19 protein-coding genes are annotated in these 23,987 nt (G+C 49.6%); 2 read left to right on the forward strand and 17 right to left on the reverse strand.

The features are described from left to right. Nucleotides 1–147 precede the first annotated feature (147 nt). From rpmE to ADU24_RS20640, 7 genes are all read right to left on the reverse strand, one after another. Entirely contained in the window at nucleotides 148–357 is a 210-nt protein-coding gene (gene rpmE, locus ADU24_RS20605; RefSeq protein ID WP_053368401.1) for a 50S ribosomal protein L31, read from the reverse strand. A 173-nt stretch (nucleotides 358–530) separates the two neighbouring features. After that, a complete protein-coding gene (gene rho / locus ADU24_RS20610) occupies nucleotides 531–1,808 on the reverse strand; it encodes a transcription termination factor Rho (RefSeq protein WP_053368402.1) in 1,278 nt (425 codons plus the stop codon). A gap of 406 nt (nucleotides 1,809–2,214) precedes the next feature. Continuing rightward, nucleotides 2,215–3,177, reverse strand: a complete 963-nt coding sequence (gene glpX, locus ADU24_RS20620) for a class II fructose-bisphosphatase (protein WP_053368404.1) — start codon at nucleotides 3,175–3,177, stop codon at nucleotides 2,215–2,217. Between the two features lie 114 nt (nucleotides 3,178–3,291). After that, nucleotides 3,292–4,578: a UDP-N-acetylglucosamine 1-carboxyvinyltransferase gene (locus ADU24_RS20625; RefSeq protein WP_053368405.1), complete on the reverse strand. Its 1,287-nt coding sequence runs from the start codon at nucleotides 4,576–4,578 to the stop codon at nucleotides 3,292–3,294. A 215-nt stretch (nucleotides 4,579–4,793) separates the two neighbouring features. After that, a complete protein-coding gene (fsa, locus tag ADU24_RS20630; RefSeq protein ID WP_053368406.1) occupies nucleotides 4,794–5,435 on the reverse strand; it encodes a fructose-6-phosphate aldolase in 642 nt (213 codons plus the stop codon). Nucleotides 5,436–5,581: 146 nt separating this feature from the next. Continuing rightward, the gene (locus tag ADU24_RS20635; protein WP_053368407.1) at nucleotides 5,582–6,439 is read right to left on the reverse strand and encodes a class II fructose-bisphosphate aldolase; all 858 of its coding nucleotides are present in this window, start codon (nucleotides 6,437–6,439) and stop codon (nucleotides 5,582–5,584) included. Between the two features lie 254 nt (nucleotides 6,440–6,693). Next, the gene (locus tag ADU24_RS20640; protein WP_053369029.1) at nucleotides 6,694–7,068 is read right to left on the reverse strand and encodes a response regulator; all 375 of its coding nucleotides are present in this window, start codon (nucleotides 7,066–7,068) and stop codon (nucleotides 6,694–6,696) included. Between the two features lie 187 nt (nucleotides 7,069–7,255). On the opposite strand from ADU24_RS20640, the gene ADU24_RS20645 reads away from it, so the two are divergent. Next, entirely contained in the window at nucleotides 7,256–7,789 is a 534-nt protein-coding gene (locus ADU24_RS20645) for a DUF2529 family protein (protein ID WP_053368408.1), read from the forward strand. Nucleotides 7,790–7,842: 53 nt separating this feature from the next. Here the strand turns inward: ADU24_RS20645 and ADU24_RS20650 are convergent, their stop codons facing one another. From ADU24_RS20650 to ADU24_RS20695, 10 genes are all read right to left on the reverse strand, one after another. Further along, nucleotides 7,843–9,438 carry a CTP synthase gene (locus ADU24_RS20650; protein ID WP_053368409.1) on the reverse strand — a complete coding sequence of 532 codons (1,596 nt, stop codon included), beginning with the start codon at nucleotides 9,436–9,438 and terminating at the stop codon, nucleotides 7,843–7,845. Nucleotides 9,439–9,706: 268 nt separating this feature from the next. Further along, entirely contained in the window at nucleotides 9,707–10,339 is a 633-nt protein-coding gene (gene rpoE / locus ADU24_RS20655; protein WP_331457060.1) for a DNA-directed RNA polymerase subunit delta, read from the reverse strand. 115 nt (nucleotides 10,340–10,454) lie between these two features. Next, nucleotides 10,455–10,655 (reverse strand): hypothetical protein, encoded by a 201-nt coding sequence (locus ADU24_RS20660; protein WP_053368410.1) that lies wholly within the window; start codon nucleotides 10,653–10,655, stop codon nucleotides 10,455–10,457. 509 nt (nucleotides 10,656–11,164) lie between these two features. Then, a complete protein-coding gene (icmF, locus tag ADU24_RS20665; protein ID WP_053368411.1) occupies nucleotides 11,165–14,425 on the reverse strand; it encodes a fused isobutyryl-CoA mutase/GTPase IcmF in 3,261 nt (1,086 codons plus the stop codon). Beyond that, complete coding sequence (locus ADU24_RS20670; RefSeq protein WP_053369031.1) at nucleotides 14,422–15,096, reverse strand: TetR/AcrR family transcriptional regulator; 675 nt, start codon at nucleotides 15,094–15,096, stop codon at nucleotides 14,422–14,424. The genes icmF and ADU24_RS20670 overlap by 4 nt, the downstream gene beginning before the upstream one ends. 99 nt (nucleotides 15,097–15,195) lie before the next feature. Beyond that, nucleotides 15,196–16,335, reverse strand: coding sequence for an acyl-CoA dehydrogenase (locus ADU24_RS20675; RefSeq protein WP_053368412.1), 1,140 nt, complete (start codon nucleotides 16,333–16,335; stop codon nucleotides 15,196–15,198). A 313-nt stretch (nucleotides 16,336–16,648) separates the two neighbouring features. Beyond that, nucleotides 16,649–17,767, reverse strand: coding sequence for an acyl-CoA dehydrogenase (locus ADU24_RS20680; protein WP_053368413.1), 1,119 nt, complete (start codon nucleotides 17,765–17,767; stop codon nucleotides 16,649–16,651). A 130-nt stretch (nucleotides 17,768–17,897) separates the two neighbouring features. Beyond that, nucleotides 17,898–18,755: a 3-hydroxybutyryl-CoA dehydrogenase gene (locus tag ADU24_RS20685; RefSeq protein WP_053368414.1), complete on the reverse strand. Its 858-nt coding sequence runs from the start codon at nucleotides 18,753–18,755 to the stop codon at nucleotides 17,898–17,900. A 55-nt stretch (nucleotides 18,756–18,810) separates the two neighbouring features. Beyond that, on the reverse strand, nucleotides 18,811–19,998 hold the full coding sequence (locus ADU24_RS20690; protein WP_053368415.1) for an acetyl-CoA C-acetyltransferase: 1,188 nt from the start codon (nucleotides 19,996–19,998) through the stop codon (nucleotides 18,811–18,813). 260 nt (nucleotides 19,999–20,258) lie between these two features. Further along, nucleotides 20,259–22,370 (reverse strand): heterodisulfide reductase-related iron-sulfur binding cluster, encoded by a 2,112-nt coding sequence (locus ADU24_RS20695; protein ID WP_053368416.1) that lies wholly within the window; start codon nucleotides 22,368–22,370, stop codon nucleotides 20,259–20,261. A 365-nt stretch (nucleotides 22,371–22,735) separates the two neighbouring features. Here ADU24_RS20695 and ADU24_RS20700 point away from each other — a divergent pair, with 365 nt between their 5' ends. Next, nucleotides 22,736–23,935: a phospholipase D-like domain-containing protein gene (locus ADU24_RS20700; RefSeq protein ID WP_053368417.1), complete on the forward strand. Its 1,200-nt coding sequence runs from the start codon at nucleotides 22,736–22,738 to the stop codon at nucleotides 23,933–23,935. The last annotated feature ends 52 nt before the right edge of the window (nucleotides 23,936–23,987 follow it).

Below are 23,987 nucleotides of genomic sequence, written 5' to 3' on the forward strand. Positions count from 1 at the left end.
GGCATAAGGCCTATTTACTGTTGATTTACCCAAAAGGATGGCCCAAAACCCACCATCTGGCAAATTCCGATAAATTTCCCGTTTGAAAAAGTAAAAAAAACAGGCAAGCGATGTTGATTCTTGCCTGTTTTTTGAACAGTTTCTCTTTTATTGCTGTTGCTTAAGGCCGTATTTCTTGTTGAAACGGTCAACACGACCGCCTGCTTCAGCAAATTTTTGGCGTCCTGTATAGAATGGGTGGCACTCGGAGCAAGTTTCAACGCGAATTTCGTTTTTCACTGATCCGGTTTCAAACTGGTTGCCGCAAGCGCAAGTCACCATTACTGTTTTATAATTTGGATGAATTCCTGCTTTCATTCTTTTCATCTCCTTCCGCCCTGAATCATTTCGAAACAGAGTTATAGACCCGGGTGCATTTCAGCCCCGAAGTGGTAAAAAAACACTGTTATTATTATAACAAGCCTGTTCTGCTTTTGCAAGATGGGATTTTCAAGAAAACGATAGGAATTGGGTGGAAATGCACCGCGTACCTATTGTTGTTTTCTTGCTGTGCTTGATTTCATTTCTTCCCCCACCTGGGCAAAGAATTCCTCGTTCGACTTTGTCTGCCTTAATTTTTTCAGGAAGCGTTCGGCAAAGTCGGGGCTGTCGGACATTGATTTCCTGATTGCCCACAGCTTGTCAAGCTGGTCTTTTGGAAGGAGCAATTCTTCCTTCCTTGTTCCTGACCGCCGTATATCGAGAGCAGGGAAAATCCTTCTTTCCGCAAGGGAGCGGTCCAGATGGAGTTCCATATTTCCTGTCCCTTTAAATTCCTCGTAAATGACATCGTCCATCCGCGAGCCTGTGTCAACAAGGGCTGTCGCAAGGATGGTCAGGCTCCCGCCTTCTTCAATATTCCGCGCCGCGCCAAAGAAACGTTTCGGGCGGTGGAAGGCAGCCGGGTCAATCCCCCCGGACAGTGTCCGTCCGCTTGGCGGGATTACCAGGTTGTAAGCCCTCGCAAGCCTTGTAATGCTATCCATCAGGATAATGACATCCTTCTTATGTTCAACAAGGCGCATCGCGCGCTCAAGGACAAGTTCCGCAACCTTAATATGGTTTTCAGGCACTTCGTCGAATGTCGAGCTGACAACATCACCCGCGACGGAACGTTCAATGTCGGTCACTTCTTCCGGCCGCTCGTCAATTAAAAGGACAATCAGTTCAGCATCCGGATGATTGGTCGTAATGCTGTTGGCTATTTCTTTTAAAAGCATTGTCTTACCGGCTTTTGGCGGAGCGACAATCAGTCCGCGCTGCCCGAAGCCGACCGGGGCGATTAAATCCATGATTCGTGTTGAAAGATGCTTCGGAGTCGTCTCGAGTTTGATTTGCCTGTCAGGATAAAGGGCGGTTAGTGCCGGGAAGTGAACGCGTTCCTTTGCCGACTCCGGATTTTCGCCATTGACAGCCTCAACATGAAGCAGGCCGTAGTAACGCTCGCTTTCCTTTGGAGGCCTTACCTTGCCCGAAACCTTATCGCCATTCCTAAGGTCAAACCGGCGGATTTGCGATGCCGAAATATAAATATCCTCGGAGCTTGGAGAATAATTGATTGGGCGCAGGAATCCAAATCCCTCCGACTGGATAATTTCAAGCACGCCTTCCATGAAGAAATAGCCCTGCTGTTCGGCACGCGCTTTTAGGATGGAAAAAATGAGTTCTTTTTTTGTCAATTTGCTGTAGTAGGAAACTTTGTATTCCCTGGCAAGCTCATACAGTTCCTTAAGCTTCATATTTTCGAGGCTTGTAATTGTTAATTCCATTTGGACACCACGCTTTACTTATTTGGTTCTTCTCTTTGCTGCATCCTTTGGGACGCCCTCGTTTTTTACAGATGAAAACGGTTGAAAAACAGGCATAACAGTTAAATAACAAGGTTGAATGCCACGTTTCATGCAGAGAGGAATTTCATTGCTCATGAAGGGTTCTGGAAGTTTAATTGGAAGATTAGCAGATGCTTACAAAACAATTTCTATTTTACCCGTTATTCAAGAAAATAACCATAGTTTTTGCAAATTGGGTTTTTCCCGTGAAAAGCGGGCCCATGACAAGCCGGGACCCGGACCCTTTCATTGTTCCACCCTCAACGGAAAGTACGGGTCCCAACTTAAGATTCAGAGGTATTGAAGAAGATAGGCGAGGGATAGCCGCGCCAAAAACAGTAAAACTTTAACGCATTACAAGGTTTGGTTTTTTATGAAGGCTGTGCTGCCCTTCAATAAACCGGACAGTTCCGGATTTCGCCCTCATGACGACGGAGTGGGTCGAACCGTAGGTGCCTTTAAATTGGACTCCCTTCAAAAGCTCGCCATCCGTTACCCCAGTCGCCGCAAAGATGGCGTCATCACCCTTTACGAGGTCTTCCATCCTAAGCACTTTATTGACATCAAGGCCCATTTTCCGGCACCGTTCAATTTCCGCATCACTTTGAGGATCCAGCTTCCCGATCAGTTCCCCGCCAAGGCATTTCAAAGCTACGGCGGCCAGGACGCCTTCCGGGGCGCCTCCCGAGCCGAACAAAATATCGACGCCGGTAAAATCGAACGCGGTGTTGATTGCGCCTGCCACATCACCATCATTGATAAGCTTGATCCTTGCCCCTGCTTCCCGGAGCTGGGCGATAATCCCGGCGTGGCGCTCCCGGTTCAGAACAGTGGCGACGACATCCTCGATATCCTTGTTTTTCGCGCGGGCCACAGCCTTGAGGTTGTCCAGGACAGAGGCATTGAAATCAATTTGGCCGACAGCTTCGGGGCCAACCGCGATTTTATCCATATACATATCAGGTGCATGGAGCAAATTTCCATGGTCGGCAACCGCCAATACCGCCAGTGCGTTCCAGCCCCCGGATGCAACAATGTTCGTACCTTCAAGTGGATCGACAGCGACATCAACCCTTGGCCCATAGCCAGTGCCAAGCTTTTCGCCGATATAAAGCATGGGCGCTTCGTCCATTTCCCCTTCTCCAATAACAACCGTACCCTTCATAGGTACTGTATCAAATACATCCCGCATGGCCGAAGTGGCCGCATCATCCGCTTCATCTTTTTTTCCGCGGCCCATCCAACGCGCGGAAGCCAGGGCAGCTCCCTCGGTTACACGGACCAGTTCCATCGTTAAGCTTCTTTCCATCGGTTTTTCCCCCATCACTAGTCTAGTTCTATTAAAACTTGTTCATTCTGGTATGATAAAAAGCAGCTTGAAAAGGCGCTGCCTGGTGTGTGGCTGGCGCCTTCAAGGACGATGTTACGTGTTTTTCAGCTGCTCGACTTCCTCTTCGGTCATCGCTTCCCGCCAGGCCGTCGCGCCAAGTCCATTCAGTTTTTCAACAAGGTTGCTGTAACCCCTGTCAATATGCTCAAGGCCAGTTACCTCGGTAATTCCCTCTGCCATCAACCCGGCAATGACAAGCGCGGCGCCAGCGCGGAGGTCGCTTGCCTTGACCTTCGCCCCTTGAAGCTGGACCGGACCGGAAACGATCGCGGACCGCCCTTCAACCTTGATACTCGCATTCATTCGCCTTAATTCATCAATATGCTTGAAACGGGCTCCGTAAATGGTATCCGTTACCATGCTTGAACCTTCCGCCCTTGTTAAAAGGGACGTAAATGGCTGCTGAAGGTCTGTTGGGAAACCCGGGTACACCAACGTCTTAATATCGACCGCCTTCAGCCTAGGTGAACTCCGTACAAATATCTGGTCATCGCCGGCTTCGACATACACGCCCATTTCAGTAAGCTTTGCAATCAGGGATTCAAGATGCTGGGGAATAACATTATCGACAAGGACCCCATCTCCCATCGCGGCTCCAAGGATGATATACGTCCCCGCCTCAATTCGATCAGGGATGATGGTATGACGGCAGCCATGAAGGCTTTCCACGCCATCAATGCGAATAACATCGGTTCCGGCACCCTTTATGCGTGCCCCCATATTGGTCAGCAAGGTGGCCACATCGATGATTTCTGGTTCCTTGGCCGCATTTTCGATTACAGTCCGTCCTTTGGCGCGGACAGCGGCGAGCATAATATTGATGGTCGCTCCGACACTGACAACATCGAGGTAAATCCGCGCACCCCGTAATTCATCCGCCCGCAGGTAAATGGCACCCTGTTCGTTTGTAACGCTCGCCCCAAGCGCCTCAAACCCTTTAATATGCTGGTCGATGGGCCTTGGCCCAAGATGGCATCCGCCCGGTAGGCCGATTACTGCTTTCTTGAACCGGCCGAGCATGGCTCCCATCAGGTAATAGGAAGCCCGCAGCTTTTTCACCTTCCCATTTGGCAGCGGCATGGAAATCATGCCGGAAGGATCAACCGTCATTTCATTGTCAGACAGCTTTACCTGTCCGCCGATTTCTTCCAGAAGCCCTTTGAGGATTTCAACATCCGAAATATCGGGCAGCCCCTCGATTGTAACAGGAGAATCCGCAAGTATTGTGGCTGGGATTAATGCGACCGCGCTGTTTTTGGCCCCACTTACCCGGACAGTCCCCTTAAGGGGATAGCCACCGGCAATTTTAAGCTTTTCCATTTCCGACTCCCTTTCCAGCCATCGATTCACAGCTGTTCGACCGATAGCTTTGCTGGCGGCCGAGGCTTGAGGTATTATTTTCCACTATCATTAGGCATAATCCGGCAGTTTGTCTTACCTTCTAGTTTACACGAAAATCCCCTTTTCATGTATCGATAACTAAAAAAGTTCAAAAATAGTAAGCGTTTACCCTAGAAACAACTAGAATCCGCCGCTTAGCGGGAATTCCAGTCTTTCAGGAATGCCTCGATTCCTTTATCGGTTAACGGGTGGTTGAAAAGCTGCATTAAAACCTTATATGGAATTGTGGCGATATGCGCTCCACGTAATGCCGCTTCGGTCACATGCATTGGATGCCTGATTGACGCTGCGATAATTTCCGTTTCAATGCCGTGGACTGCAAAAATGTCAGAAATTGTGGAAATAAGGTCGAGACCGTTCTGGCCGATATCATCAAGCCTGCCGAGGAATGGCGATACATAACTAGCGCCGGCGCGGGCCGCAAGCAACGCCTGGTTCGCATTAAAGATGAGCGTTACATTTGTTTTAATGCCTTCCTTGGAAAAAGCATGGACAGCCTTCAGTCCCTCAGGGGTCATTGGTACTTTAATTGTGATATTCGGGGCAATTTTTGCCAGCTCCTTACCCTCTTTGATCATGCCTTCCGCATCAAGGGCAATGACTTCTGCACTGACAGAGCCGGGTACTAGATCTGTAATTTCCTTCAAGCGATCTTCAAATGATACTCCCTTTTCCTTGGCTACAAGGGTAGGGTTTGTTGTTACTCCCGCTAAAACGCCAAGCGCGTATGCTTCCCGGATTTCTTCCATATTGGCTGTATCGATAAAGAACTTCATAGACAACCTCCTGATGATTAATTGTGTTTGTTTTTTCCAGAATTGGATTTGAATGAACTGAAACCGCCCTCTGATCCAGGGGCGGTTCCTTCAAATTTTATATGGCCTCCGCCGTTATAAAACGGCAGACTCCGGCCATGGCGGCATTAGGCTTTGCCCGAAGAACCGAATTCACGCATTTTTCCAATTACGGTTTCTTTGATTGCATCGCGGGCAGGACCCATATATTTGCGCGGGTCGTACTCATTTGGCTTGGCTGCAAGAACTTCCCGGACTGCCTTGGCGGATGCCATTTGGTTTTCGGTATTTACATTGATTTTGGCGGTTCCAAGCGAAATCGACTTTTGGATATCCTTTGTTGGGATGCCGGTTCCTCCATGCAGGACAAGCGGCAAGCCGGTGATGTTGCCGATTTCCTCCATCTCCTTGAAACCAAGGTTCGGTTCACCTTTGTAAGGTCCGTGGACAGAACCAAGAGCAGGAGCGAGGCAGTCGATTCCTGTGCGTTTAACAAGCTCTTCACATTCCTTCGGGTCGGCATAGATGACGCCATCGGCGATAACATCATCTTCCTGTCCGCCAACTGTTCCAAGCTCAGCTTCAACAGAAACTCCTTTTGAATGTGCATATTCAACCACTTTCGAAGTGATTTCAATGTTTTCTTCAAATGGGTTGTGCGAAGCGTCAATCATGACAGAAGTAAAGCCAGCTTCAATGGCAGCCTTACACTTGTCAAAGCTCGAACCGTGGTCAAGGTGGATCGCGACAGGAACTGTGATATTGTAATCCTCCATAAGGCCTTCAACCATTTTAACAACAGTTTTGAATCCGCCCATATAGCGCGCTGCGCCTTCGGATACTCCGAGGATGACAGGTGACTTCTCCTCTTCCGCAGCCAAAAGGATTGCTTGAGTGAACTCGAGATTGTTCAGGTTGAACTGGCCGACAGCGTAGCCTTCCGCTTTCGCTTTGTTCAGCATATCAGTCATGGAAACTAAAGGCATTGTATTTCCTCCTCAATGTTAGCCGTTTTGCAGCCAGGGTTCCCATTATAACGTCCCCCTCGCGATGGCCAATTATGTAACGTTTTTGGCCGGCCCAAAGATCCTTCCGCCCGCCAATTCCAATAGTAATCATATCAGACCAATCCCGAAAATTCCATCAATCACGCAGTTTTCACCAAATTTCCATAACGTAAGCGCTGCCACTTTCCTTTATTACCACGTTGCTGGAAACTGAAACGTTCAAAAGCATATTTTTAAACACCTTGGTTTCTGTCCGAATAAATTTTCACGGCATTCCTGATATCATCAATATCAAATGGCTTTGCAAAATGGGTTATCGCCCCAAGGTCCTTTGCTTCCTGAATCATATCCAGTTCCCCATAGGCTGTCATAATGATGACCCGAATCTCCGGGTCAATGATTTTCATCCTTTTTAGTATTTCAATACCGTCCATCCCCGGAATTTTCATATCCAGCAAAACCAGATCCGGTGAATGCTTCTTGACAATATCAAGTGCCTGGATGCCATTTGCGGCCTGGAATGTCGAATATCCTTCCTTTTGAAAAACTTCATTCAGCAGAATTCGGATACCAAATTGGTCGTCAACTATCAGTATCTTTGCTTTCATTTCAACAATCGCCCCGATTCCCCCACTATTTTCTTTCCCAGGCACAATCCGCGCCGGTTATTCCTTTTGACTATTTCTCCTTTTTTTCGTATTTTCCTGCAAAATGTGTATGTTGATTTTACGACATTTTTTGCAACGTGCCTAAATTTGTCTATAATGAAAGAAAAATCGATGAGTGGAGGCCGCTATGTTAAAAATGTTTTCTACGCAGCTTACGGGGCTGCTAGGCAGGATTTGCGATAAACAGGAAGAAAATTTTGAGGATGCCGCCCGGCTTTTGGCACAGGCCGCCGCCGGGGAAGGGCGCATTTACATTTTCGGATCAAAGGAAATGGAAGCAGTTGCGCTTGAAGCCACCCTTGGCGAAGAACCGCTTGCCTCCGCCGTAAACTGGGGTGGGAAAGATTCAGCGGAGTTCACAGCCGCTGACAGGGCTTTGATTGTCGCCCGTTTTTCGGAGGATCCCCTGGCCCTCGAGGCCGCAAAGCTTTTACAAAAGAAAGGAATCCCCTTTGCGGCTATATCTTCTGTACGAGAGGAGCTTAACGGCGATACACTTGAAAATCTTGCCGATGCCCATGTCGCGCTTATGCTGAAAAAGGGGCTCCTGCCTGATGAATCGGGCGGCCGTTTCGGATTTCCGGCCCCTATTGCGGGGTTATTCGCCTATTATGGAATCAAGTTCATCATTGATGAAATTCTCGCCGAATATGAAGGCTAAATGCGAAAAGAGCCGGGTCCCCTTTATAAGGGCCGGCTCTTTTTGGATGACTGTTATTGATTTAAAGTCGCATGGATGAACTCACGGAAAAGCGGTTGCGGGCGGGTCGGCCTGGACAGGAATTCTGGATGGAACTGGGATGCCACGAACCAAGGATGGTCCTTCACCTCGACTGTCTCAATCAAACGGCCATCCGGGCTGGTACCGGAAAATACAAAACCGGATTTTTCCATATCCTGGCGGTAGTGGTTGTTAAATTCATACCGATGGCGGTGGCGCTCGTAAACAACCTTTTCGCCATATGCTTCAAAAACCTTTGTCCCTTCAACCAGCTTGCACGGATAAAGGCCAAGGCGAAGAGTCCCGCCGAGGTCTTCCACATCCTTCTGCTCAGGCAGCAGGTCGATAATTGGATTGGTGGTGCCTGGATCGATTTCAGCCGAATGGGCGTCGTTCAAGCCAAGAACATTCCGGGCAAATTCGACAGTCGCCAACTGCATGCCAAGGCAGATTCCAAGGAATGGAACCTTGTTTTCACGCGCGAATTTAATTGCCGAAATCTTCCCTTCGACCCCCCTGTCCCCAAATCCACCGGGAACAAGAATGCCGTCCACGTCGCCGAGCTGTTCACCGACATTCTCATCCGTCACATCTTCAGCATTGACCCACTTGATATCTATGTCCGCGTCATACGCATAGCCGGCATGCTTGAGCGCTTCAACAACGGATATATACGCATCCTGAAGCTCAACATATTTTCCCACAAGCGCAATCCTTGTTTTCGCCGAAAGATGGGTTACCTTTTCGACAAGGGCTTTCCACTCTGTCATATCCGCTTCTGTGCATTGGAGCTTTAAATGGTCGCAAACAATTTGATCCAAATGCTGATCCTGAAGCGCGAGCGGTACGGAATAGAGCGTTTCTGCGTCACGGCATTCAATCACGGCTTCTTTATTAATGTCACAGAAAAGGGCAATCTTGTCTTTCATATCCTGTGAAACAGGCATTTCGGTACGCACAACTATCACGTTCGGCTGGATGCCGAGGCTGCGCAATTCCTTTACGCTATGCTGGGTTGGCTTTGTTTTCATCTCGCCAGCCGCTTTGATGTACGGAATCAAGGTGCAATGGATGTACATAACATTTTCATGGCCAATGTCGCTCTTGATTTGGCGGATGGCTTCAAGGAATGGAAGGGATTCAATATCGCCGACCGTCCCGCCGATTTCAGTGATGACCACATCTGCATTGGATTCGTGGCCGGCACGGAAAACACGTTCCTTAATTTCATTGGTTATATGGGGAATTACCTGTACAGTCCCTCCAAGATAATCGCCGCGCCGTTCCTTTTTAAGTACGGTTGAGTAGATTTTCCCTGTCGTTACGTTGCTGTTCTTCGTCAAATTAATGTCGATGAAACGTTCGTAATGTCCAAGGTCGAGGTCAGTTTCTGCCCCATCCCCGGTAACATACACTTCACCGTGCTGATACGGGCTCATTGTTCCCGGGTCAACGTTGATGTACGGGTCGAATTTTTGGATGAACACATCCAAGCCCCTGTTTTTTAGTAGGCGGCCAAGGGAGGCTGCAACGATCCCTTTGCCAAGCGAGGATACTACCCCACCCGTTACGAAAACATATTTTGTCATAATAAAGTCCCCCTCTAATACAGTTTGTGCAAACTTGGTTTGTTTACTGCTTTTTCGCGAAAAAAAAAAATGGTGCGGCGGCAAACGGCTGATTCATACTAAGGGGAATTTTAACAGTGCACTGCAATGGAACCCAAAGTCGAAATAAAAATAAAAAAGCGCCCAACCTGCCAAAAAAGCAAGGGAGCGCTTGATAATAAATTGTGTCCGTCCTTATTTAAGGAGCCCAAAAATGATTCTACAGGCAGCGACACGGAATGTCAAGCCTTTACAGGTCTTCCTCATCTTCGTCATCGCTGAGCTCTTCTTCCTCCAATGCCTCAAGACTTTCCTCAAGGTCTTCGTCCAAATCTTCATCTAGCTCTTCGTCTAGGTCCTCATCCAAATCTTCTTCGAGGTCCTCGTCAAGGGCATCATCTGCCGCAATGTCGAAATCTTCCTCCTCTTCTTCGAAGTCCTCAGCTTCGTCAAGATCATCGAAGGCATCTTCTTCGTCATCAAGGACATCGTCTTCCTCGAATTCTTCAAGGTCCTCATAATCAAGATCATCGTCAAGCTCTTCGTATTCTTCGAGATCGTCAACGACTTTCTTCGCCTTTTTCTTCTTCGGCTTGACAGCGGCTACCTGCTCTTCTTCGACCGTATCAACCGGATACCAGACACGAAGGCCCCATTTGTTTTCGCCAAGGCTGATAAAACGCCCATCTATATTCAAATCGGTATAAAATTGCGCCATCCTCGCCTTGATTTCATTTGCTGAAATATCCCCAGCGGCTGCGATTTCATCCAGCAGCTCATTGAAGGATACTTGCTGTTTTTTGCTCTTCAGCAACTCATAGGCCATTTCAATCAAAGACAATTCTTTTAACTGCTCTTTTGAGTATTGTTCTAAACCCAACATTGGCACTTCCTTTCTCATTTGAACCACCAGGTCCAGGAAGAGATTCTTCCAAATTGCATATTCTTCATTATAAACAAATTCTTCCCGTTTTAGCCAGCTCTAAATAAGCCAGAGTTTAATTTGCCGGACCGGTCCCGTTTCCTTTCCCTTTCCCCCCGGATTTCCGTTCCTTTTCTTTTGAGACTTCCTTGATGGTGAGGTAAAGGAAGAGAATGGCCAGCAACAAGAAGGAAATAGCCCCGAGCTGGCGCTGATACAAATAATTGAGCGGCCAAGCCAGGAGGATAAGAAGCAAGACGACATATTTTATTTTCACTTTTAATCACCAGCCATTCTCGGGTTGTATGCCAATATTATATATGAAAGACAGAGAAATTTAATCACTTCGGGACATTTTTTGGAAAAAATTATTCCCATCCCGGTCCAGCAGGCACTTGTAATAAAATCAGCGAGGGATGGCTGGCAGGCCATCCCCGGATTTTCTAAAAATGAATGTTTAAAATTCGGCTAGCTCTACAAGGAACGCTTCGGCAGTATTACATCGCACGAAGGAAAAGCGTTCTTCTTTTTCGAGAAGAGCCCAGCGGCATGGCGACTTCGGTCCTCTCGCTACGATAAGTCAACATCGGGGCCCTCCAGTCCATACGGCGCTAAACGGGCGCTTCCGCTTTTCTTTGTCCAGCTCCAGCGCCCAGCGCCTAGTGTACTTCGGTCCCCTCGCTACGATAAGTCAACATCGATTCGCATTCGCTCATCGTGTTTCCTTTATCTCCATCGGGGCCCTCCAGTCCATACGGTGCTAAACGGGCGCTTCCGCTTTTCTTTCTACATATTGCGCCTGTACTGGCCACCGACTTCGTAGAGGGCGTTGGTGATTTGCCCGAGGCTGGCAACTTTTACGGTTTCCATCAGCTCGGCGAAAATATTCCCTCCGGAAACGGCTGTAGCCTTTAACCTTTTTAGTGCATCGGCCGTTTTTTCACCGTTTCGCTCCTGGAACTCCCTCAGGTTCGCAATCTGAAGTTCCTTTTCTTCCTTCGAGGCCCTCGCAAGCTCCATATTGTTTAAATCTTCCTCGGACGGAGGATTTGGATTCAGATACGTATTCACTCCGATGATCGGCAGCTCGCCCGAATGCTTCTTCATCTCATAGTACATTGATTCGTCCTGGATTTTGCCACGCTGGTACTGCGTTTCCATGGCACCCAAAACGCCGCCGCGGTCATTGATCCGCTCGAACTCCTGAAGGACCGCCTCTTCGACAAGGTCTGTCAATTCATCAATTATGAATGCCCCCTGGAGAGGGTTTTCATTTTTCGACAAGCCGTGCTCCTTCGTAATAATCATCTGGATCGCCATTGCCCTTCGAACCGATTCTTCAGTAGGGGTCGTAATCGCTTCATCATACGCATTCGTATGAAGCGAGTTGCAGTTATCCTGCAGAGCCATCAATGCCTGCAAGGTCGTCCTGATGTCATTGAAGTCGATTTCCTGGGCATGCAGGGAACGGCCCGATGTCTGGATATGGTACTTCAGCTTCTGGCTGCGTTCGTTGGCACCGTATTTATCGCGCATGACCGTCGCCCAAATACGGCGGGCTACCCGGCCGATGACTGTATATTCTGGATCAAGCCCGTTCGAGAAGAAGAAGCTCAGGTTCGGCGCGAAATCGTTAATATCCATGCCGCGGCTCAAATAGTACTCGACATACGTAAAGCCGTTGGCGAGCGTAAAGGCCAGCTGTGAAATTGGATTCGCCCCGGCTTCAGCGATATGATAGCCGGAAATTGATACTGAATAATAGTTTCGTACCTGATGGTCAATAAAATACTGCTGGATATCGCCCATCATCCGCAGTGCGAATTCAGTTGAGAAAATGCAGGTGTTCTGGCCCTGGTCTTCCTTCAGGATATCCGCCTGCACCGTCCCGCGGACATTTTTAAGCGTATAGGCGCGGACTTCGGCAAATTCCTCAGGTGTTAGCATCCGGCCAAGCTCAGCCTCTTTTTTCTCGATTTGCTGGTGAATCGCCGTGTTCATGAACATTGCAAGGATGATTGGCGCCGGCCCGTTAATCGTCATTGAAACGGACGTTGACGGGTGGCAAAGGTCAAAGCCGGCATACAACTTCTTCATATCTTCGAGCGTACAAATGCTGACTCCGCTCTCGCCGACTTTCCCGTAAATATCCGGACGGTAATCCGGGTCTTCCCCATACAGGGTAACAGAGTCAAACGCTGTGCTCAACCGCTTCGCTGCATCATCCTTCGACAAATAATGGAAACGGCGATTCGTCCGCTCCGGCGTCCCTTCCCCTGCGAATTGGCGTTTCGGGTCTTCCCCTTCGCGCTTGAACGGGAAAACCCCAGCTGTGTAAGGGAAGGCACCAGGCACATTTTCCCGGTAAACCCAGCGCAGGATTTCGCCGTAGTCCTTGTATTTTGGCAAGGCAACTTTCGGGATATCAAGCCCTGACAAGCTCTTTGATTTCAGGGCGGTCCTGATTTCCTTGTCGCGGATTCTGACTACATATTCGTCCGCCTTGTAATCCGCCTTCAGATTTTCCCAGCCAACAAGAATTTTTCGCGTTTCAGGTGTCAGTGCTGCTTCGGTTGCTTCCTTGATGCGATTCAACTCCGCAATCGTCTCTTCACTTCCGCCTTCACGGAGCGCTTCAAGGACACCTTCGATTTGGAACAGCTTCCGGGCAAGATTTGCCTGCTCCTCGCCTTTTTTATGATACTGCCTGACCGTCTCGGAGATTTCCCTTAAATAATAGCGGCGGTCGGTTGGAATGATGACATTCTGCTTTTCGACTTTCACATTTTTTGTAAAAGTGGTCTTCCAATCCGTGCCGGCTTTTTCATTGATTTTTTCAATAAGCGCGGCAAATACCGCATTCGTGCCCGGGTCGTTGAACTGGCTGGCGATTGTGCCGTATACCGGAAGTTTTTCCGGTTCTTTTTCAAAAAGCATATGGCTGCGCTGGTATTGCTTTTGTACCTGGCGCTTTGCATCCTCCGAGCCCTTACGCTCAAATTTGTTAATCACGATAAGGTCGGCAAAATCAATCATATCAATTTTCTCTAGCTGTGTTGGCGCGCCGAACTCGCTCGTCATGACATACATCGACACATCGCAAATTTCGGTAATCGCGGCATCGCCCTGGCCAATTCCGCTTGTTTCGACAACAACGAGGTCAAAGCCGGCAGCCTTTACAACCGCCACCGCATCCTTGATCGCCAAGGAAAGTTCGCTTCTTGACTCCCTTGTCGCAAGGCTCCGCATATAGACGCGCGGATTGAAAATGGAATTCATGCGAATCCGGTCCCCGAGCAGCGCCCCGCCTGTTTTTTGCTTTGTCGGGTCAACTGAAAGGATGGCGACCTTCTTTTCGGGAATTTCATTGATAAACCGGCGGATTAACTCGTCGGTAAGCGAGCTTTTACCCGCCCCCCCAGTGCCGGTAATCCCGACAACCGGTACAGGCGCGGCTACCGCTTTCACCTTGTCAATAATTTCCGCGGCAGCGGCCGTTTCTTTCCCGGAGCCAACCTGGTACTCGGCAAGCGTAATCATTTTGGCAATCGCTTTCGTATCACCTTTTTGAAGCGCTTCAATTTCAGCGGCCGGTTCCTTCGGCAAAGTCGGAAAATCGCATTCCTCTACAATCGTATTAATCATGCCCTGTAGGCCATGCTTTCGGCCGTCTTCCGGTGAAAAAATTCTGGCAATGCCGTATTCATGCAGCTCTTTTATTTCACGAGGGATAATGMCCCCGCCCCCGCCTCCATAGATGCGGATATGCCCCGCGCCCTTTTCCTTCAGCAGGTCGTACATGTATTTAAAATATTCAACATGCCCTCCCTGATAGGAAGATATCGCAATGCCCTGAACATCTTCCTGGATGGCCGCGTTTACAACTTCTTCCACGGATCGGTTGTGTCCCAGATGGATCACCTCAACCCCTGTCGATTGGAGGATTCTTCTCATAATATTAATCGAAGCATCATGCCCATCGAACAGGCTTGAGGCAGTCACGAACCGGACATGGTGGACCGGCTTGTAGATTTCTTGCGTGCTCATCGTTCTCCTCCTCTCAATGTTGCGGGTCCGTCCAGTTGCCCGCTTGGTTTGCCCTTTGAAATTCCTGATAACAAAAGTTCCGTCTGATGATGGATGTACTCCTCAAGCGAGAAGCGTTTCTTCAGCGCCCAGCGGCGAAATCCCCACATTTGGCCAAGGACTATAATGTCATGGGCAATCAGCTCAATTTCTTTTTCCGATAACAGTAATTCCCCATTTTCCGCACAACGGGAGAGCAGCTTGCCAAACATCGCCGCCATCTCATTTTCCTTCCGCAAAACGTAAGGAAGCGCATCCTTGGACAGCGACTTCGCCTCCTGGTACATGACGAGCACCTCATCCTGCATCTCGTCAATTATCCGGAAGTAATCCGCGATGCCCTGTTTCAGGCTATCCAGTGTCCCGCCTTTTCCATTCAGGTCCTTCATCAGTTTGCTGGAAACCTGGTCATAAATGCTGTCGCATACGAGATAAAGGACATCTTCCTTCGTCCGGATATATTCATAGAGGGTTCCGATGCTGAAGCCAGACGCCTTTGCGATCTCCCTCGTTGTAGTGCGGTGGAAACCCTTTTGTTTAAACAGAGCGACAGCTCCCCTGACCATCTGGCTGCGCCTTCTCCTGACAAGAAGTTCATCCTTGACGGAGGCATGGACTTCCCGTTTTTTCACAAAACCACCGCCTTTTTGATCGCCAATTATTCGTTTCGGCAAAGAGTGTTAACTTCCTCTCCAAGCCAAAGGGCACGGAAAAAAACCTATTAAAATTGTTTACTTCGTAAGCATCCTTGAAATAACAAGGCGCTGAATTTCCTGGGTGCCCTCGTAGATTTGCGTGATCTTTGCATCACGCATAAACCGCTCGACCGGATAGTCCTTTGTATAGCCGTATCCGCCGAATACTTGAACAGCTTCCGTCGTGACTTTCATGGCAGTGTCGCCTGCAAACAGCTTCGCCATTGCGGAGGCTTTGCTGTACGGAAGGCCTTCCGACTCCAGCCATGCAGCCTGGTAGGTTAATAGCCTTGAAGCTTCCACAGCGGTAGCCATGTCGGCCAGCTTGAAGGAAATCCCCTGGTTCGCCGCAATCGGCTTGCCGAACTGGTGGCGCTCTTTCGCATACTCGACTGCGGCGTCAAGCGCGCCTTGGGCAATTCCGACTGCCTGGGCGGCAATGCCGTTTCGTCCCCCATCCAGCGTCATCATCGCAATCTTAAAGCCGTCCCCTTCTTCACCAAGCCTGTTTTCAACCGGCACACGGCAGTCTTCAAAAATGATTTCCGTTGTCGGCGAAGAGCGGATGCCGAGTTTTTTTTCTTTCTTTCCAACCGAGAATCCCGGGAAGTCTTTTTCAATGATGAACGCGGTTGTACCTTTCTGCTTGCTTGAAGGGTCGGTCAAGGCAAAAACGACGTAAATATCGGCGATGCCGCCGTTTGTGATAAAAATTTTCGAGCCGTTCAGTACATAATGGCCGCCATCAAGGCGGGCGGTCGTTTTCATGGCACCCGCATCCGAACCGCTTCCCGGCTCAGTCAGGCCGTACGCGCCAATTTTCGACCCTTCCGCCATCGGACGGAGGTACTTCTGCTTTTGTTCCTCGGAGCCGAATTTAAAAATCGGCCAGCCGGCGAGCGATGTGTGGGCGGACAAGGTAACTCCCGTCGAAGCGCAGACGCGGGAAAGCTCTTCAACCGCGATGCAATACGCAAGGTAATCGCTTCCGATGCCGCCATACTCTTCCGGCCATGGAATCCCGGTCAGGCCAAGCTCGGCCATTTTATCAAAAATCTCCGTGTCAAAGCGTTCCTCTTCATCACGCTCGGCAGCGGTCGGCGCGACTTCGTTACGGGCAAAGTCCCGGACCATCTTTCGAATCATTTCGTGTTCTTCAGTGAGTTTAAAATTCATTGTCGCTTCCCCCTGGTAGATTTCGAATTTAAAATTTATGTTTATCCTCACACGTTCGCAAAATTGACATTAAGATTTGTGTTCACCCTCGTACGTTTACTTTTCGGGACTATGAAGCTATCTGCCAGCATCACGTCAATTTCACTAGTCATTCGAGCAATTCACTAGTGAGGGTCTGACCCCTACTACTTTTTCGAAACTTTTATAGCACTAAATCACTAGCCTTCCTCTGACACCATCACGGCCGGAGTCGATGCCCTTCACTTCATCCACTCTTTTGAAACCAGCTGAAGCCTTTATCTCCGACAAAAAATTAGAGCTGCCTGGCGATGACGTGCCGCTGGATTTCGCTTGTGCCTTCGTAGATTTCAGTGACCTTGGCGTCACGGAAATACCGTTCAACCGGATAGTCCTCGGTGTAGCCGTAGCCGCCAAATACCTGGATGGCGTCTGTGGCGGTTTCGACGGCTGTTTTGGAGGCGAAGAGCTTAGCCATTGAAGCTTCCATACCGCATTTCTGCCCATTCGAACGGAGTGATGCCGCCCTGTAAACAAGGAGCCTCGCCGCTTCGACCGCAGTTGCCATATCCGCAAGCTTGAAGGCAATCCCTTGCTGCGCGGCGATTGGTTTGCCGAACTGGTGCCGTTCCTTCGCATATTCGGTTGCCGCGTTTAAGGCGGCTTCGGCTATGCCAAGCGCCTGCGCCCCTATGCCGATTCGGCCGGCGTCAAGGTTGGACATGGCAATCTTGAAGCCCTCACCTTCCCCGCCAAGGAGGTTTTCGCGCGGAACCCTCATGTCTTCAAATGTCAGCTGGACGGTGCGGGAGCCGTGGAGGCCCATCTTCTTTTCGTCCTTACCAATAATGAGGCCTTTTGTACCCTTTTCAACAATGAACGCGGAGATGGCATCTTCTGCGGTCCTGGCAAAAACAATATAAATATCGGCCTCGCCGCCATTTGTAATAAATACTTTCGCCCCATTCAGGACGTAGGAATCGCCGTCAAGGACTGCTTTTGATTTCAAGTTCCCCGCATCCGACCCTGCGCCCGGCTCTGTCAGGCAAAAGGCCCCAAGCCATTCGCCTGCCGCCATTTTCGGAACATATTTCCGTTTCTGTTCCTCAGAGCCGAAATAAAGGATTGGGTTAGTGCCGACAGAGGTATGGACGGACAAGATAACGCCAACCGCTGCGCTAACCCTCGAAATTTCGTTGATGGCGATTATGTAGGACATAAAATCCATCCCCGCACCGCCATGTTCTTCAGGAACAGGAATGCCCATCAGGCCAAGTTGGCCCATTTTTTTCAGGACTTCCCTCGGGAACTCCCCTTTCTCCATTTTCTCGACAAAAGGAGCGATTTCCTTTTCCGCAAAGTCACGGACCATTTTTCTCATCATTTCCTGCTCATCTGTAAACCGGATATCCATCAGCTATCCCCCTCCTGAGCTGTTTTCCTCTAGAAGCTCCCACGTTCAGGCACCGCCTGGGCCGAATCCAAAGCCATGTACCCGGCATTCCCCGGCCGGCCACAATTTCACCCGGGGCCAGCATAGCTGCCTATTTCTGCTCGTAATCATAAAAACCGCGGCCTGCCTTTTTGCCAAGCCAGCCGGCTTTCACATACTTTCTCAAAAGCGGGCACGGACGGTATTTGCTGTCGCCAAAGCCCTCGTAAAGTGTTTCCATAATGTACAGGCATGTATCGAGGCCGATGAAATCAGCGAGCGTCAATGGCCCCATCGGGTGGTTCATGCCAAGCTTCATGACATCGTCAATCGCTTCTTTTGTGGCCACGCCTTCATACAGTGTATAAATGGCTTCATTGATCATCGGCATGAGAATTCGGTTGGAGACAAAGCCCGGGAAGTCGTTCACTTCGACCGGTACTTTATTAAGCMCCCTTGTCATCTCCTCGATTTCCTGGTAAATCTCATCCGCCGTTGCAAGCCCGCGGATGATTTCAACCAGTTTCATGACCGGCACAGGATTCATGAAATGCATGCCAATTACTTTTTCCGGCCTTTTTGTCTCCGCAGCGATTTCCGTAATCGGCAGCGAGGATGTATTGGTGGCGAGAATTGCATGCGCGGGCGCGATTTGGTCAAGTTTTCGGAAAATATCGGCCTTCACGCCCATATTCTCAACAGCAGCCTCAATGACCAGATCCACTTCACCTGCATCTTCTAGAGACGTTGATGCCGTAATGCGGGACAAGGTTTCTTCCCTGGAAGTCGCTTCGAGCTTTCCTTTTTCTACCGCGCGGTCAAGGTTCTTTTTAATGCCATTCAGGCCTTTTTCGACTTGCGTGTTGTTCACATCGTTCAGGATGACTGAATATCCGGATTGGGCGCATACTTGCGCTATCCCGGAACCCATCTGCCCGGCACCGATAACCATTACGTTTTTAATCGCCATGTTTTCCCCTCCAAATAAGGCGGGGAGCACGCCGCCCGCCTCTGAATCTTTTATTCTATTGTTTTGGCACTTCAATCATGATGGCGTCGCCCTGTCCGCCGCCGCTGCAAATCGCGGCGATCCCGATTCCTCCGCCGCGCCTCTTCAATTCGTGCATCAGTGTCACGATGATCCTTGCCCCGCTTGCGCCGATTGGATGCCCAAGTGCGACAGCACCGCCATTGACATTCACTTTTTCAGGGTCAAGGCCGGCAATTTTATTGCTTGCGAGCGCAACAGCCGAGAAAGCTTCGTTAATTTCAAATAGGTCAACTTCCTCGAGCGCGCGTCCTGTTTTTTCCAAAAGGGCATTAATAACAAGGCCCGGCGTTTGCGGAAAATCCTTCGCCTCGACAGCGATTGACGTATGTCCAAGGATTGCGGCGCCAATGTTCCGGCCCTCCCGGTTCGCGCGTTCCTCACTCATCAGGACAAGCGCGGCGGCACCGTCGTTAATGCCGGGCGCGTTCCCGGCTGTAATTGTCCCATCCTTATCAAAAGCCGGTTTCAATGACCCTAATTTTTCAATCGTTGTGTCCTTCCGCGGCGATTCGTCGTGTTCCACCACAACTGGCTCGCCCTTCCGTTGCGGTACGGATACCGGGACAATCTCTTCCGCCAGGACGCCTTTTTCAATCGCTTGATTGGCAAGATGATGGCTCCTTATTGCCCAAAGGTCCTGTTCATCGCGGGTAATGCCCATTTCGGAAGCTGTTGAATTCCCGTATGTTCCCATATGGACGCCGGAAAAGCTACAGCTAAGGCCGTCCACAAGCAGAAGGTCCTGCATTTGGGCATCCCCCATCCTGAAACCCCAGCGGGCTTTCGGCAAAATATACGGGGCGTTGCTCATCGACTCCATTCCGCCCGCGACAATGACTTCCTCGTCTCCGGCGCGGATAATCTGGTCAGCGATTGTGACGCTCCTCATCCCGGAAGCGCATACCTTGTTGATTGTTTCCGTCCGGACATCCCATGGAATCCCGGCATGGCGGGCAGCCTGCCTTGACGGAAGCTGCCCCTGCCCACCCTGAAGGACAGAACCGAGGATGACTTCACCTACATCTTCTGGATTGACCCCCGCACGCGCAAGGGCCTCCTTCACTGCAATTCCCCCGAGTTCCGATGAGGTAAGGCTGCTGAGCGCCCCTCCAAATTTTCCAAATGGTGTCCGTACTCCGCTTAAAATAACTGTCCTGGCCATTCCATCTACTCCTTTGCAGTTTTTTTAGCAAACAATCAAAAACAACCTTTGCCGCTTTCGTCAAAACCCCGTTTCCTTTCTGGACCGGGAGGCAGGGGCGACTGAACGCTCGCTCAGCCAACCGGCGAAAAAATGTAAGCGCTTCATTCCTTGATAATAATTTTACCGCAAAAAAAGCAGGAACTGAAACTTCAGACACAAAATTCATAATTTTCAAGGAATATGCGCCAATCAGTCCTGCTATCTGTTTTTAAAAAATCTTATGATACGAGAGGGGCTGGTTCACCGACGACAGAGCGCTCAAGCAATTCGGCAACATCGTATGTCCCGACGCTTTCTTCCACTTCCTTCGCCTTCGTCCCGTCAGATAGCATTGTCAAGCAGTAAGGGCATCCAGAGGAGATGACTGACGGATTGACTGCGAGCGCCTGCTCTGTCCGGGCGACATTAATCCTGTGCCCGGTTTCTTCTTCCATCCACATCAAACCGCCTCCCGCGCCGCAGCACATCCCATTCTCACGGTTTCGGTCCATTTCGACTAGCTTGACGCCAGGGATTGCCTTCAGGATTTCCCGCGGAGCGTCGTATACTTCGTTGTACCGGCCAAGGTAACAGGAGTCATGGAATGTGATTGTTTCGTTCACTTCATACCTGGGCACGAGCCTTCCTTCCCGGAGCAGGTCAAACAGAAGTTCCGTATGGTGGAAAACTTCAGCCTCAAGCCCGAAATCGGGATACTCGTTTTTGAAAATATTGTAGGCGTGCGGGTCGATTGTGACGATTTTTTTGATTTCGTTCTTTTCAAATTCCTCGATATTTTTCACCGCAAGTTCCTGGAACAAAAATTCGTTCCCGAGGCGCCGCGGCGTATCGCCGGAATTTTTCTCCTTGTTTCCGAGAATGGCAAATTTGACGCCCGCTTCATTTAGCAGCCTCGCAAATGAAAGGGCGATTTTCTGGCTCCGGTTATCATACGATCCCATAGACCCGACCCAGAACAGGTACTCGAACTCCTCGCCAGCCTTTTTTACTTCTTTGACTGTTGGCACATGGACATCCTCACGGGCTTCACGCCAATCCTCACGCTCTTTGCGGTTCAATCCCCATGGGTTGCCCTGGCGCTCGATATTGGTCATGGCACGCTGCGCATCCGGATTCATTTTACCTTCTGTCAACACAAGATACCGGCGGAGGTCAATAATTTTATCAACATGCTCATTCATGACCGGGCACTGGTCCTCACAGTTCCTGCATGTCGTGCACGCCCAAAGCTCTTCCTCGGTAATGACTTCGCCGATGAGGCTCGGATTATAGGCCGAAGCCGCGGCCGCTTCATCCATGGCAGAACCCTTTGCGGCTAGCGCAAGCTGGTTCCCTTTCGTATTGGCGAACGCGAACGCCGGAACCCATGGCTGCTTTTGCGTAACCGCCGCTCCGTAGTTGGTAAGGTGGTCGCGGAGCTTCAAGATGATATCCATCGGAGAAAGCATTTTTCCCGTGCCTGTTGCCGGGCACATATTCGTGCAACGCCCACACTCGACGCATGCGTAAAAATCGATCATCTGCAGCTGGTTGAAGTCCTCGATTTTCCCAACGCCGAAGCTTTCCTGCGACTCATCTTCAAAGTCGATTTTCTTCAGCTTCCCGACAGGGCCCGTGCGGCTGAAATACGTATTGACCGGCCCGGCGATCAGGTGGGCGTGCTTCGACTGCGGCACATACACTAGGAAGGCAAGCAACAGGAGCAAGTGAATCCACCATGCAATATAAAATGACGAAATGGCCGCGGTTTTGCCCATCCAGCCAAATACTGCGGCAATCAATGAGGCAACCGGCTCGGACCAGCTACCTTCCGCTCCATGCCAGATCATTCCCATCGCATTTCCAAACAGAACGGAAAGCATCAATCCTCCGATGAAAATTAACACAAGGCCTGCTTTAAAATTCCGTTTCAGGCGGACAAGCTTTTCAACATAGCGGCGGTAAAACGCCCATACGACAGCGACAAGGATCATCAGCGTCACAAGTTCCTGGAAGAAGGTAAAGCCTCTGTACAGAGGGCCAAGCGGAAAATGGGATCCGGGCTTGATTCCCTTCCAGATAAAATCAATCGCCCCAAATTGGACGAGAATAAACCCGTAGAAAAACATAACGTGAATAATTCCGCTTTTTTTATCTTTCAGCAGCTTCTTTTGCCCAAACACATTGGACCATATATTCTGCCAGCGTTCCTTGGCGGCGGCATCAAATTCCGCTCTTTTGCCAAGCTTGATGTAGGCAATCCTTGTTTTGACAACATAAACGAACAAACTTACTGCGTAAGCGGTTACAATAAGGAACGCAATCAAGTTGATCCATAATAGCTCATTCACTCGAAACTCCCCTTCCCTTTCATATTTTCAAATCCTTTAGCCCATTTGGAGAAAATTTAAAACCTAATTAATTTTCAGAACTATGTATACTTTCATTATAAGATGAATGAGCATTCAGTCAACAATTTTGTCAATCGCTTTCAATTCATACAACCCCTCTTTCCGGTAAAAGCTATTGGAATAAGAAAAGCTCAAGCGCCTTGTTCAGCCCCGACAAGCGCTGGTGGGCCTGAAGGGAAGCCGCCCTTTGGCTTCACCTGAAGGACCGAAGCGACCTCGAGGGGCTAGGTGCTCGAGCTGGACAAAGAAAAGCTCAAGCGCCATTTCCGGTTGGCCATACAAAAACAGGAACGGAGGCAGGCAGTATGTTTTTCATCCTTGTCATTGCTTGTTTGGCGCTGTTCCTGGCCTGGCTTCCCGCTGACCTCCATTTTGGGAGGGCAAAGCGGATTAGGGAAACTGGTTTCTCCCCCCTGCCGCGGCGAAAGGGGACAATCCGTTTTTTTACCAGGGGCAGTGAATTGTTCAAGGATTATTTTTCGGAGCTAAGACAGGCAGACCGCTATATTCATGTTTTATTCTACATTGTCAAAGAAGATGCCCTGAGCCAGGAATTTTTCAGCCTCCTTCGTGAAAAAGCGCGTTCTGGCGTTGAAGTCCGGCTGCTCGTTGACTGGGTTGGCAGCATGGCCATAAAAAAAGAAACCATCACCTCCTTTAAAGAGGATGGGATCCATTTCGCATTTTCACACAAACCCAGATTCCCATTTCTTTTTTATACCCTGCAGGCAAGGAACCATCGGAAAATAACGATTGTAGATGGTAGAATTGGCTACCTTGGAGGGTATAACGTGGGGAATGAGTACATCGGCGGCCATCCGAAGCTTTCGCCTTGGCGGGATTACCATCTGAAGCTATCCGGTGGTTCTATTCAGGACCTGCAGGATGTGTTCCTGATGGATTGGAAAGAGGCAGCCGGGGAGGATTTGCGGCAACACCCAATTTATATTTGTGATAAAGGGAAAGGGCAAGCCGACCATCAGCTTGTTCCAACCGCGGGATACCTGCTTGAGGAGACAAGCCTGGAACTTTTAAAAACAGCAAAGGAACGAGTCATCATCGGCAGCCCCTATTTCATCCCAAGCAAAAAGCTGTTTTCCGAGCTTATGGCTTGCCTCGAACGGGGGGTTTCACTCGCCATCATTGTTCCGGGAATTGCCGACCATCCTCTTGTGCAGGAAGGCTCCTACACATACCTTCGCCGGCTAATTAAAAAAGGCGCAAGGGTATACCAATACTTGAACGGCTTTTACCACGCAAAGACATTGCTGATCGACAATGCTGTCTGTGATATCGGAACTGCGAATTTTGATAAAAGAAGCCTTTTTCTAAACAGTGAAATCAATTGCTATATGTTCGGGCCCGAGCAAATAAGCGAAGCCGCGGCCATCCTTGAGAATGATATCAAGGCATCGAGGGAATTAAAACTCTCCTTCCTTGAAAAGCCCAATTTTGGGCGCACTGTTAAGGAGCTTATTGCCAGGGTGCTATCCGTGTTATTATGAGCGATGGCAATGAAGGCCCGAAAAGATGGGATACATTTAATGGCTAAGAGGG

The organism is Bacillus sp. FJAT-27245 (genome assembly GCF_001273955.1).
GTDB lineage: Bacteria > Bacillota > Bacilli > Bacillales > Cytobacillaceae > Bacillus_D.